Origin of the sequence: Henriciella mobilis, assembly GCF_003576285.1 — a bacterium.
Lineage (GTDB): Bacteria > Pseudomonadota > Alphaproteobacteria > Caulobacterales > Hyphomonadaceae > Henriciella > Henriciella mobilis.
On the sequence record NZ_QWFX01000013.1, the window covers coordinates 189,475 to 201,428 of the forward strand.

At 63.2% G+C, this 11,954-nt stretch carries 12 protein-coding genes and 1 tRNA gene; 4 read left to right on the forward strand and 9 right to left on the reverse strand.

The features are described from left to right. Positions 1 to 5: 5 nt before the first annotated feature. The 8 genes from D1223_RS11410 to D1223_RS11445 form a co-directional block, all read right to left on the reverse strand. On the reverse strand, positions 6 to 1,340 hold the full coding sequence (locus tag D1223_RS11410; RefSeq protein WP_119376558.1) for a cytochrome P450: 1,335 nt from the start codon (positions 1,338 to 1,340) through the stop codon (positions 6 to 8). Positions 1,341 to 1,367: 27 nt separating this feature from the next. Then, a complete protein-coding gene (locus tag D1223_RS11415; RefSeq protein WP_119376559.1) occupies positions 1,368 to 2,282 on the reverse strand; it encodes a pseudouridine synthase in 915 nt (304 codons plus the stop codon). 11 nt (positions 2,283 to 2,293) lie between these two features. After that, on the reverse strand, positions 2,294 to 2,707 hold the full coding sequence (locus tag D1223_RS11420; protein WP_119376560.1) for a DUF4345 family protein: 414 nt from the start codon (positions 2,705 to 2,707) through the stop codon (positions 2,294 to 2,296). A 57-nt stretch (positions 2,708 to 2,764) separates the two neighbouring features. Further along, positions 2,765 to 3,730, reverse strand: coding sequence for a lysophospholipid acyltransferase family protein (locus tag D1223_RS11425; protein ID WP_119376561.1), 966 nt, complete (start codon positions 3,728 to 3,730; stop codon positions 2,765 to 2,767). Then, positions 3,727 to 4,728 carry a tetraacyldisaccharide 4'-kinase gene (lpxK, locus tag D1223_RS11430; protein ID WP_119376562.1) on the reverse strand — a complete coding sequence of 334 codons (1,002 nt, stop codon included), beginning with the start codon at positions 4,726 to 4,728 and terminating at the stop codon, positions 3,727 to 3,729. The genes D1223_RS11425 and lpxK overlap by 4 nt, the downstream gene beginning before the upstream one ends. Then, positions 4,728 to 5,999, reverse strand: coding sequence for a 3-deoxy-D-manno-octulosonic acid transferase (locus D1223_RS11435; RefSeq protein WP_119376563.1), 1,272 nt, complete (start codon positions 5,997 to 5,999; stop codon positions 4,728 to 4,730). Before D1223_RS11435 ends, lpxK begins: the two co-directional genes overlap by 1 nt. Before the next feature lie 26 nt (positions 6,000 to 6,025). Continuing rightward, the gene (locus D1223_RS11440) at positions 6,026 to 6,748 is read right to left on the reverse strand and encodes a lysophospholipid acyltransferase family protein (RefSeq protein ID WP_119376564.1); all 723 of its coding nucleotides are present in this window, start codon (positions 6,746 to 6,748) and stop codon (positions 6,026 to 6,028) included. Positions 6,749 to 6,863: 115 nt separating this feature from the next. Continuing rightward, a tRNA-Val gene (locus D1223_RS11445) sits at positions 6,864 to 6,938 on the reverse strand. 499 nt (positions 6,939 to 7,437) lie between these two features. Here D1223_RS11445 and D1223_RS11450 point away from each other — a divergent pair. Next, on the forward strand, positions 7,438 to 7,686 hold the full coding sequence (locus tag D1223_RS11450) for a hypothetical protein (protein WP_119376565.1): 249 nt from the start codon (positions 7,438 to 7,440) through the stop codon (positions 7,684 to 7,686). Here the strand turns inward: D1223_RS11450 and D1223_RS11455 are convergent. Continuing rightward, positions 7,683 to 8,363 (reverse strand): HAD hydrolase-like protein, encoded by a 681-nt coding sequence (locus D1223_RS11455; protein WP_119376566.1) that lies wholly within the window; start codon positions 8,361 to 8,363, stop codon positions 7,683 to 7,685. The two genes, D1223_RS11450 and D1223_RS11455, sit on opposite strands and share 4 nt — an antisense overlap. Positions 8,364 to 8,441: 78 nt before the next feature. Between D1223_RS11455 and glmU the strand changes: the two genes are divergently transcribed. The 3 genes from glmU to gor are packed head-to-tail and all read left to right on the forward strand — an operon-like array spanning position 8,442 to position 11,954. Continuing rightward, positions 8,442 to 9,794, forward strand: a complete 1,353-nt coding sequence (gene glmU, locus D1223_RS11460; protein ID WP_119376567.1) for a bifunctional UDP-N-acetylglucosamine diphosphorylase/glucosamine-1-phosphate N-acetyltransferase GlmU — start codon at positions 8,442 to 8,444, stop codon at positions 9,792 to 9,794. Between the two features lie 12 nt (positions 9,795 to 9,806). Further along, positions 9,807 to 10,505: a ribose-5-phosphate isomerase RpiA gene (rpiA, locus tag D1223_RS11465; RefSeq protein WP_119376568.1), complete on the forward strand. Its 699-nt coding sequence runs from the start codon at positions 9,807 to 9,809 to the stop codon at positions 10,503 to 10,505. A gap of 51 nt (positions 10,506 to 10,556) precedes the next feature. Beyond that, complete coding sequence (gene gor, locus D1223_RS11470; RefSeq protein ID WP_119376569.1) at positions 10,557 to 11,954, forward strand: glutathione-disulfide reductase; 1,398 nt, start codon at positions 10,557 to 10,559, stop codon at positions 11,952 to 11,954.

Genomic DNA, 11,954 nt, shown 5'->3' on the forward strand with positions numbered 1-11,954 from the left:
CAGCCCTAGAACTTGTACCGTACAGGGACCGATTTTGGTCCGCCCACGAAGTTGGCGCGGATGAAGGTCGGATCGCCCGCGAGTTCGATCGATTTGAGGCGCGAGAACAGCTCCTCGTAGATCGCCTGCATTTCCAGCCGCGCGAGGTGCATGCCGAGACACATATGCCCGCCGTGACCGAATGAGATGAGCTTGTTCGGGCTGCGATCGACGCGGAAGTCGAACGGGTCGTCGAACACCTCTTCATCGCGGTTGCCCGACGGGTAGCAGAGCAGCAGGCTTTCGCCCTTGAGGATCTTCTGTCCCCGCAGCTCATAATCGTCCTGGGCAGTGCGCATGAAGTGCTTCACCGGCGTCGTCCAGCGGATCGCCTCATCGACGGCCATCCGGGACATGCCGGCCGGATCGTCCATCATCTTCTTCAGCTGCTCGGGATGGCGCAGCATGCCAAGCACGCCGCCGCCGGTTGATGCGCTGGTCGTGTCGTGGCCGGCCGCGGCGACGATGATGTAATAGCTCATCGCTTCCAGCTGGCCGATCGGCTCGCCGTCCACCTCGCCATTCGCGATCACCGTCGAGACATCGTCCTTCGGGTGGGCCCGCCGGTCGGCCGTGATGTTCGTGAAGTACATGAAGAACTGGGCGAGCGTCTCCTGGATGGAGGCGAGGCCCTTCTCGGAATCGCCGCCCTCGGCGAGCTCCTTGTTGCGCATCAGGTCCGGGTCCTGCGCACCGAAGATCTCCTGTGTGAGCTTCAGCATCATCGGCTCGTCTGCCTCGGGCACGCCGAGGATCTGCATGATGACGCGCAGCGGATAGTAGAGTGCGATATCCTGCTGGAAGTCGCACTCGCCGCCCATATCCTCCATCCGGTCGACGAATTCCTTCGCGATCTTGCGGATGGCCTCCTCGCGGGTCTTCACCTTGTGCGGCATGAACCAGTCCTGGGTCAGGTGGCGCAGCTTGTAGTGCATCGGGTCGTCGAGCTGGACCAGGGTCTTGAGAAGGTGCGGGCCGCCCGTCTGGGCGTAGACGCGTTCCTCGGCTTCGGCATAGCTCAGCATCTCGCGCTCGCCATTCGTGAACAGCTTGTTCTGGCGGCTGATCTCCATGATGTCGGCATGCTTGGTGACCGCCCAGAAGGGACGGAAGTTTTCCGGCTCGCACCAGGCGACGGGGTCTTCGGCGCGAAGGCGCGCAAAGGCGGCATCGAGCGCTTCGGGCTGGGCATAGATGTCGGGGCTGACGATCTTGTCAGCCGTGGCGGCAGCGGCCGCACTCATCTGGCGCGAGGGGTCTTTCTTGGTGCTGGGCGGGGTAGCAAGCGCGGCGTCGGACATTGGAACCTCCGGAAAATGACGTCAGTCTCATTTTTTCCGGATCGTACGATTCCGCTTCGGTTTGTGAAGTCCTGTCTCGACGTCAGGGCGCGGCGGCTTCGGCTTGCGTGCGCCTCTGGACGGCCTGGCGCTCGATGGTTTGATCATGCTGCCCAGCTTTGCCTTCAGTTCGGAGGCCAGCACTTCCTCGACGGCGCCGGGATGCAGGTCGTCCAGCGTGAACGGACCATAAGCGACGCGGATCAGCCGGTTCACGTCGAGGCCGACGGATTCCAGTGCGCGGCGCACTTCCCGCTTCTTGCCTTCCGACAGTTCGACCCGGATCCAGTTATTGGTGCCCGTCTCGCGTTCCAGTTCGGCCTTGATCGGCGCATAGCGCACGCCGTCGACTTCGATGCCATCGGCGAGCGCCTGAAGCTTTTCGGGCGTGACCTTGCCATGCGCGCGGGCGCGATAGATGCGGGGGAACTCGTTCGAGGGCAGCTCGAGCGCGCGGGCCAGTTCGCCATCATTTGTCAGCAGCAGCAGGCCTTCGGTAGTCAGGTCGAGCCGGCCAACCGTGACAACGCGCGGCAGATGCTTCGGCATCTCATCGAAGATGGTACGTCGGCCGGCCGGGTCATTGGTGGTCGTGATCAGGCCGGAGGGCTTGTGATAGCGCCACAGGCGGGTGGCTTCGGGCGCACTGACGCGCTTGCCTTTCACCGTGATGGTCTCGCTGCCGGTGACCTTGAAGGCCGGTGAGGTGAGCTTGCGGCCGTTCACGGCGATCTCGCCATTCTCGATCATTGTCTCGCAGGCCCGGCGTGAGGCCACGCCGGCACGGGCGAGCCATTTGGCGATGCGCTCGCCATCGCTCCAGTCCTTGGGAGGCTTCTCGCTCTGGGGTTTGGGTTTGCTGGTCCGTCTTGCGGGCCGGGGCGTCTCTCGACGATCCGTCATAGGGCTATCCTCTAGGGGTTCGCTCCTATCTGCAGAACGGGTGAGGCAATTGCAAGGCCGAGGACGAGTTCCAGCGGGATCCAGACCGGGATCATGCCGGGTGCACGGTTCTCCTTGGTGTCGAGCAGGAAAGAGAGCGCGCGTCCGAATCCTGCGCCGAGCCAGCCAGCCGCGATCGGCAGGATGGCGAGCATCGCGATCGGTCCGCCGACCCGCAGGAGGATCACCAGCGCCGTCATGTGCAGGAGGAATAAGAGGCCGCCATAGGTCGCCCGGAACTCGGAGAAGCCGCCCGGCCTGGCAGGATCGGGATCGGGCACAAGCCGCACGACGCCTGCGGCCCATTTCGGCGCGATGAGCGCGCCAAGGCCGATCAGGGCGCAGAAGGTGAGGGCGATGGCGCAGATGATGGTGAAGACAGACATGGAGCCTCCTGAAGTCTCGCCTGAACAAGATGGCGCGTTTGGCGCCGGCGGCCAGCGTCAGACGCCGGCATTCTTCCAGGCCGGTTTCGGCCAGCGCCTGTGCTGCCAGAACCACTGGCCGGGATTGGCGCGCACTTCGGTCTCTATAAAGGCGGTTATCTTCCGGACGCAGTCAAGCACGGCCTCGTCGCCGGTCAGCCCTTCAGCGGGATAGATTGCCTCGTGAATGGTAACGCGGAACCGGGCTGGCCCTGTGCGCACGGTCGAGACCGGCACGATGGGCACGCCATACTTTACCGCCAGCCGCGACGGGCCGGGCGCTGTCATCGCGTCGTGGCCGAAGAAGGGGACGGGAACGCCCTGGTTGAACTTCTGGTCGTTCATCAGCGCGACCGAGCGGCCTGCCGACAGGGCCCGCATCAGCTCACGCGTGCCAAGGCCCTTGGGGGCGAGCACGCCGATGCCATACTCATGTCTCACGTCATTGATGCGCCGGTCGATGTGCGGATTGTTGAGCGCGCGATAGGTCACGAGGCAGTCGACCGGGCGCCGGCAGATCACGGCCGCCATGACTTCCCAGTTTGCGAAATGCCCGGAGATGAAGACCGCGCCCTTGCCGGAGGCTTCGACCGCGTCCAGGCGTTCGGCATTCACGACCTCGACCCGGTCGCCGTCATAAGGGTCGATCTTCGGCAGGTGCGGCAGCTCGCCCGCCGTGCGTCCGACGCTTTCCCAGGCTTCCTGCGCGACGCGGTCGACGGTTTCTTCATCCCAGTCCGGAAACGCCATGCGCAGATTGCGTTTGACCGTCTGGTTCTGGCTGAGGAGCGGCGCGATGCGCTTGATGATCCAGCCCGCCGTGTCGGACGCCCGGTCCGGTCCGAGCGCCTTCATCGGCCCCCAATAGACAAGGTCCCAGGCAATGGCTTCCAGCCGCCAGACGACGCGCTGCCAGAAGGTCGAGCGGTCGTCGATGTCCTTCGGGCGGATGTATTGCGGCGCTTCTGTCTTGGTCTTGGTCATCGAGCCATGCGGTCTGCCACAGGTGCGAGCACCCGGTCCAGCGCGCTCCTATCCCCGAATTCCGCCCGGATGGGAAGGGTCACGATGCCACTGCGCTGATCCTCGCGCAGGCGGACAAAGTCCTTTTCCGTGGTGATCAGCTGCGCATCATACTGTTTCGCCAGCTCGTTCAGGTAGCGCACATCACTGTCGGAATAGGTGTGGTGGTCGGGGAAGGGCACAGCGTCGAGGGGCTTTGATCCGCAAGCCTCCAGCGTGTCGAAGAACTTCTCCGGCCGGCCAATCCCGGCAAAGGCGACATAAGCCTGCTTCTGCAAAGGTGCGGTCGGCTGGATCGTGGCCCGGATGACCGGCAAGGCCGTTCCAGAAAGCTCTTCCGGAATGCCGCCTGGCCCCGTGACGATAACAGCGTCGGCCCGCGCGAGGCCTGCGGCCACGGGCTCCCGCAGCGGACCCTTCGGGATCACGTATCCGTTCCCGAAACCGGCCTCGCTGTCGACGACGATGAGCGAGACGTCTTTATGAAGCGACGGGTTCTGATGGCCGTCATCCATGATGATGAGGTCGACCCCATCGGCCTCCATCGCCTGTCCGGCGGCTGCGCGGTAGGCGCCGATCCAGGCTTCGCCGCTGCAGGCCAGCATCAGCGGTTCGTCGCCGACATCCGAAGCCGTGTGCGTGGAGACGTCCACCTTGAGCGGGCCCTTCAGCGCGCCGCCATAGCCGCGCGACAGCGTTGCGATGCGTGTTCCCGGATAGCGTGCCTTCAGCATGTCACGAAGACCTGCGGCGACGGGGCTCTTGCCGGTGCCGCCAGCGGTGAGGTTGCCGACACAGATCACCGGGATCGACAGGCGCAGCGGTTGCGTCTTCGCGATCCGGCGTTCCGTCACGCCAGCATAGAGCATGGCGAGCGGCGTCAGCAGCAGACGGGTGAGCGGCGCGGCCTCGCGTGAGCGCGGATCGACATCCCGGTCCCAGAAACGTGGTGGCCTCATTAGCGGGGCTCCTCGGGCAGCAGGGGCAGGAGGGCATCGACCGTGGCATCCATGGGGGCGCGCGCCGTGCTTTCCATTCTGGCGATGAGCTCGGTCTCAGGCGCGGGAAAGGGGAAGCCGCCGGCAAGGTCGGCCGGTGTCTCGACAATATTATAGCCAGGCTGGCCCAGCAGGTCGCGCTTGGCATCGTCAAAATTGAAGACGTCAGGCCCTGTCGCCAGCGCCCGGCCGAGCCGGATGATCTCGATAGGATTGTGACCGCCCACACCGGGAGCGTGACCGCCGCCGAGATAGACCGTGTCCGCAAGCCGCGCGAACAGGCCGACCTCGCCCAGCGTGTCAGCCAGCAGGACGTCTGTCATGGCAGTGGCGGTGTCCCCGGTCGAGCGGCGGGCGTGGCTCATCCCCCGCGACTCAATCAGCCTTATAATGTCCGGTGCGCGTTCAGGATGGCGGGGTACGATAATGCAGGCGGGCCTCGGGCTCATCAGCGCCAGCGCGTCGAGAACAAAGGCTTCTTCGCCGTCATGCGTGGACACCGCGACAAGGCATGGCCTGCCGCCGACAAAGTCCTTGCGGAGGGCCGCTTCCTCGTCCGCATCATGTCCGGGCGGGGGCAAGGCGGCTTTGAGATTGCCCGGCGATGTGACCGTCCGCCCGGCAAGCGCGCTGAGCCCGTCCGCCGTGCGCCGGTCGGCGGCCAGGATCACATCGAAACCGCCGAACAGGTCACGGCTGAGTCCGGACCAGCGGGACCAACCCTGCAGGCTCTTTTCCGTCATCCGTGCATTAACCAGCGCGGTCGGCGTATCGGTCCGGCGCAGCGTCTTGAGGAGATTCGGCCAGATCTCGCCTTCCGCGAAAATGGCCGCGTCCGGTTTCCAGTAGAGTATGAAGCGACGGGCGATGGCGGGCGAATCCAGCGGGGCAAACTGGTGCAAGGCCCGGCCTTTCAGCGCCGGATCCTGCGCGATCGCCCGGTCGAGAAGTTCGGCAGCCGTCACGGTCTGGCTGGTCAGGAGGAAGTGCAGGCCCGGCCGGTGGGCGTGGAGGGTCCGGGCGAGTTCCAGCAACAGACGGGTTTCGCCGATACTTGCACCGTGCAGCCAGACCAAAGGGCCAGCCGGGCGCGCGACGTTCGGGCGCGCGAAGCGTTCGCCGACGCGCCCTTCAACTTCCTTGCCGCGGCGCAGCCGCCGGCGCATCACCAGCCCGAACAGGGGCTCTGCGGCGCTTGTTGCGACTTCGTAGGCGGTTCGGGCCAGACTCATGAGCGTTCCTTAGCCGGACTGGCCGGTTACGTCATGTCCTCGCGGCCAGTTGCGCCGACCAGCGTCTGCGCGCGCTCATAGGTGGCATCCATGGCTGCCTGCGTGGCCGCGCGGCCGGCGTCCGCATCGCCGCCCTTTTCGATCAGCACTGGATCGCCGATGACCATCGCCCCCTTGGAGAAGGGGATCGGGATCATGAACCGGTCCCATGTGTCGAGACGCCAGACGGGTTTGACCGCCAGCGCATAGGGAATGATCGCCGCGCCTGTGCGCTGGGCCAGCAGCACCGGGCCGGGCTGGACCTGTTCGGCGGGGCCGCGGGGGCCATCGGGCGTGATGCAGACCACGCTCGCGCTTCGCAGGCGCCGGCTGGTTTCGGCAATGGCGGCGACACCACCCTTGTCCTTGCGCTTGCGCTTGTGCGTGGATGAACCGCGCACCGAGTCGAGGCCGAGATGCTCAATGGCCTTGGCAACCGCTTCGCCGTCTCGCGATAGCGAGATCAGCATGGATGTCGGATAGGCTTTTTCCGGCAGCTTGCGGGCCACCCGGCTCCAGATGGTCGGCAGCAGCAGGACGCGTGAATGCCAGGCGGCGACGATCAGGCCGTGATCCGCGTTCCAGGCGTCGCGGAATCCGGCCTCGCCCTCCACGGTCCAGCGGATCGTGCGCGCGCAGAGCACCATATAGCTCCAGATGACGTAGCCGAGCAGGGAAGATACGATGGGATGGCGAAGGAGCGATTTCATGAAGGGGCGGGTTTAGGCTGCGCGCGGCTAATTCGCAAAGGGCTATTGCCAGTGAGCGGCGCAAGCCAGCAGCGGCAGCTTTTGCAAAAACGTGCAAGTCTGGTAGGAAAGCGCATGGTGGGCGATACTGGGATCGAACCAGTGACCCCTGCCGTGTGAAGGCAGTGCTCTACCGCTGAGCTAATCGCCCATGCGCGAATCGAAGCGTCTTAGATCGCCGTCGAGAGCAGGTCAATTGCGTGGGATCAGGTGGCGGTTCAAGTCCGAAACTGCTTGCTAAAACGCATAGCTCAAAATCTAAAATGCATGCCAAAACTTCGCGGGACGCCGCCCTCCACGGTTTTGCGTCAATCTGTCGCCCGTTCGCGCGACACGTCCTGAATATCGCCACAATTGGATTATTTCATATGAAACCAATGGCGTAAACGGTCCCGAACAGTGTTAGGCGCGAAGCCGCCTGTAAATTGTCTCGAAGATGAATGGATATTCAGAATGAACAGCTGTTCATCTAAAAGCATTACTCGAATTTCATCGAGAATAATCCTTGAGGTTTGGACCGAGAAGCGTCATTTAACCTTCACGAACGGCGGCGGGCTCGCCTGCCTCGTACAAAAAACAGCAAATAGAAGGACAGGCTCAAACTGGAGGCCAAACCTCCCAGTGGACCCCAATTGCCTGGAGAGATTGAAATGAAAGACTGGTGTAATGCTGAAGGCGCGAAACGCCTTCGTGAAAAAATTCGTGAGTACTGGGCCGAGCGCGGCTACGAGGTCGATGTCGATCTCGTCGACGCCGGCTTCGTACCCGCCATGCGCAGCGCTCGCACTGACCTGCGTTCGAACATGGTAAACGGTATGCCGCGTCGGCGCATCGCAAAAACGCAGGAAGAACTGCGCACGAGCTATCGCCCGAACGACGCAACGGCTGAGGTAGCCTAGGCTGCCAGGCTGTTGATGGCTGACCTGACGTCGCAATAAGACGACGCAGCAGCGTTTCCCGGGTCCGTTTCAGGATCCGGCCCATAGCCAAACGTTACGAATACGAAGGGCAGTCCGGCATTCCGGGCTGCCCTTTCGTCTGTCTGGCTGTCACCAATCATGATCGACCGTCCGGCCGCTCCGCCCGCCGCCTGGATGGTGCGAAGGATATGGTCGCCATCGGGCTTCTTCGATGGAACGCTGTCGGCGCCGACGATGGCCGCGAACCGGCCGGAAAGATTCAGCCCGTCCAGCACAGCTTCCGCAAGGATCTGGGTCTTGTTGGTGCAGACCGCGCAGGTCGCGCCATCGCCGATCAACCCGTCCAGAACTGACACCGCATCCGGGAACGGACGGCTGAGGCGGCAGATGTTCTGCCGGTAGTGGGTGAGGAATGTCTCCCACAGCACATCGATATCATGCGCTTCATGCGGCGCCTCGTTCCATGACAAGCCCTTGCGGATCATCGCCTTGGCGCCTTCACCGATCATGCCGCGCACCGCATCGAAAGGAACCGGCGTGAGCCCGGCCGTCTCAAGGCAGTGATTGAGCGAGGCATGCAGGTCGGGCGCCGTGTCCACCAGCGTGCCATCGAGGTCGAAAACGACGGTCCATCCGGTCAGATCCGTTGCAGGCATGGCATTTCCCTTTTAGCACTCGCATCGACTCGGCAGATGATTTAGGCGAGTTTGCATCAGATAACGAGACTTGGATTCATGACCGAAAGAGCCGCAATCATCCTGGCTGCCGGCCAGGGCACCCGGATGAAGTCCTCCCTGCCGAAAGTGCTGCACAGGATCGGCGGACGGGCCATGCTGGACTGGTCGATCGACCTTGCCCGCAAAGTCGGCTGTTCCAGGATCATCACGGTCATCTCGCCATCGCAGCCAGACCTGCGTGCCCATGTCGAGGCCGAACTCGGCGCCGATGCCATCGCGATACAGGATCCGCCGCTGGGAACCGGTCATGCCGTTCGCTCGGCGGAGGCCGCCCTGAAGGGCTTTGTCGGGGACGTCATCGTTCTCTACGGCGACACGCCGCTCATCCCGGCGAGCGCTGTGCAGTCGCTGTTCGAAGCGCTGGAAGAGGGCGGTGCAGTTGGCGTGCTCGGTTTCCGCGCGGCCAATCCAGGCGCCTATGGACGCCTCGTCACGAGCGCTGGCGGCGATCTGGAAGCGATTGTCGAAGCCAAGGATGCGAGCCCAGAACAGCTCGCCATCGACCTCTGCAATTCCGGCGTCATGGCGGTGCGGGCCGAGCGGCTGTTCCGCCTCCTGTCGAAAGTGAACAACAACAACCAGAAAGGTGAGTACTATCTCACCGACATTGTCGCGCTGGCGCGCAAGGAAGGCTCGACCTGCAAGACGGTCACCTGCGAGGAGCGGGACGTTCAGGGCGTCAATTCCCGGCTCGAACTGGCCAAGGCGGAAGCCGACTTTCAGGACCGGCGGCGCGAGGAGCTGATGACGGACGGGGTGACCCTCGTCGCGCCGCAGACCGTCTTCCTCTCATACGACACCATCATAGAGCCGGATGTGACCGTCGAGCAGAACGTCGTCTTCGGTCCAGGGGTCCATATTCGCACGGGTGCCACGATCCGGGCCTTTTCGCACCTGGAAGGCGCGAATGTGGAAGAGGGCGCCGAAATCGGCCCTTATGCCCGCCTGCGGCCCGGTGCCTTCATCGGCAAGAAAGCGAAGATCGGCAATTTCGTGGAAGTGAAGAAGACCCGCGTCGGGCCAGGCGCCAAGGCCAATCACCTATCCTATCTTGGCGACGGCGATATCGGCGCAAATGCGAATATCGGCGCCGGCACGATTTTCTGCAATTATGATGGCTTCCTCAAATACCAGACGAAGATCGGCGAGAATGCCTTCATCGGATCGAACAGCGCTCTCGTCGCGCCGGTGCGGATCGGCAATGGGGCCATTGTCGGCTCGGGGTCTGTGATCGTGGAGAATGTCTCCGATGATGCGCTTGCGCTGGGACGGGGCCGCCAGGTCGAGAAGCCCGGGCAGGCGAAGGCATTCAGGGAGAAGAAGGCGGCCGAAAAGGCTGCCCGGAAATAGGAGCGGCCAGCCATGGCAAACGAGCGGGAAAAGGAAAACGCGGCCATTGCGGCGATCGAGTTCGTCGAGGATGGCATGACCATCGGCCTCGGGACCGGGTCCACGGCGAAGTACTTCGTCGAGAACCTGGCTGAAGAGATCGCTGACGGCCTGATGGTTCGCGGCGTTCCGACCAGCGAGGAAACGCGCCGGCTGGCGGAATCGCTTGGCGTGCCGCTTGTGCCGATCGAGCATGTCGACCGCATCCACCTCACCGTCGATGGCGCTGACGAAGTCGATGGGCACGCACAACTCATCAAGGGTGGCGGTGCGGCGCTGCTGCGGGAAAAGATCATCGCCAATGCGAGCGACCTGATGATCGTCATCGCGGACCCCTCAAAGCAGGTCGAGATGCTCGGCCAGTTCCCGCTGCCGGTCGAGGTGACGCCCTTTGGCTACACGATCACCGCCAAGAAGGTCTATGACGCTCTCAAGGCCGCTGGTGTCGCCAAGCCGCGTATCGATGTGCGCAATGGGCCGGGCAACAAGCCGATCATTACCGATGGCGGAAATTACATACTCGATTGTCACTGTTCCGTGATCCCGGATGCCCCGCGTGCCGCCTTCGAACTGGCGTCTGTCCCCGGAGTTGTTGAGCATGGCCTGTTCATCGGGCTGGCCCGTACCGTCATCATTGGACAGGATGATGGTGCATCGGTGTTTGAATACTAGGCAAGCCTTCTCCATATCCCGCCGGGAACGCGAAACCGGAAGGATTTTTTCATGGCTGACCTCGGATACGACTACGACCTCTTTGTCATCGGAGCTGGCTCCGGCGGCGTGCGGGCCGCCCGCATCGCGGCCCAGTCCGGGGCGAAGGTCGCCATTGCCGAGGAGTACCGGATCGGGGGCACCTGCGTGATCCGCGGCTGCGTCCCCAAGAAGTTCATGGTCTATGCGAGCGACTATGGCCGCAAGGTCGAGGAAGCGCGCAATTATGGCTGGGATGTCGAGATGAAAGGGTTCGATTTCCCGAAATTCATGTCGAACCTGCACGCCGAGGTGGACCGGCTCTCGGGAATTTACCTTCGCAACCTCGCCAATGCCGGCGTTGATGTCTTCGAAGAGCGTGCCGAGATGAAAGACGCCAATACGGTGGTCCTTAAGGAGAGCGGCAAGACTTTCACCGTCGACAAGATCCTGATCGCAACGGGCGGGGCACCCTGGCGCCCGTCACCGGAAGACCTGCCAGGTGTCGAACACACCATCACCTCGAACGAGATCTTCCACCTGGAAAAACTCCCCAGGCACATCGTCATCGCCGGGGGCGGATACATCGCCTGCGAGTTTGCGCATGTCTTCGCCGGCCTCGGTGTCGAGACGTGCCTGGTCTATCGCGGGGACACGGTGCTCAACGGTTTTGACTGGGATGTGCGCACCGCGGTGCATGAAGGGCTGAAAGAAGCTGGCGTCCGGGTCATCACCCAGACGGTCTTCGACAGGATCGAGAAGATCGACGGGGAATGCCCCTACGAGGTGCATCTTACCAATGATACCCGGCTCAAGGCTGATGTCGTGATGATGGCGGTCGGGCGCCGGGCGGCGACGGACGGTCTCGGCTGTGAGGCGGCCGGTGTGAAGCTCGACGAGAAGGGATCTGTGATCGTCGATGATGCCTCGCGCACCAGCGTGCCGAACATCTTCGCAGTCGGCGACGTCACCGACCGCATTCAGCTGACGCCGGTTGCGATCCGCGAAGGTCATGCCTTTGCTGACACCGTCTTTGGCGACAAGGACTGGTCCTTCGAACATGACAGTGTCGCGTCAGGCGTCTTCACCCAGCCCGAGGTCGGCACGGTCGGCATGACCGAAGCCGAAGCCCGCAAGGCGTTCAAGCACGTCGATATCTACAAGACGCAATTCCGCCCGATGAAGGTCGCCATGCTCGAGCGCAAGGAGCGGGTGCTGATGAAACTCGTTGTGAAAGCTGACGACCAGCGCGTGGTCGGTGTCCACATCGTCAGCCCGGAAGCGGCCGAGATGATCCAGATGATCGCCATCGCCGTGAAGATGGGCGTCACCAAGCAGCAATTCGATGCGACCTGCGCGGTGCATCCGACCATCGCCGAAGAGATCGTCACCATGCGCCAGAAATGGGTGCCTGAGACCGAACCGGCCTGA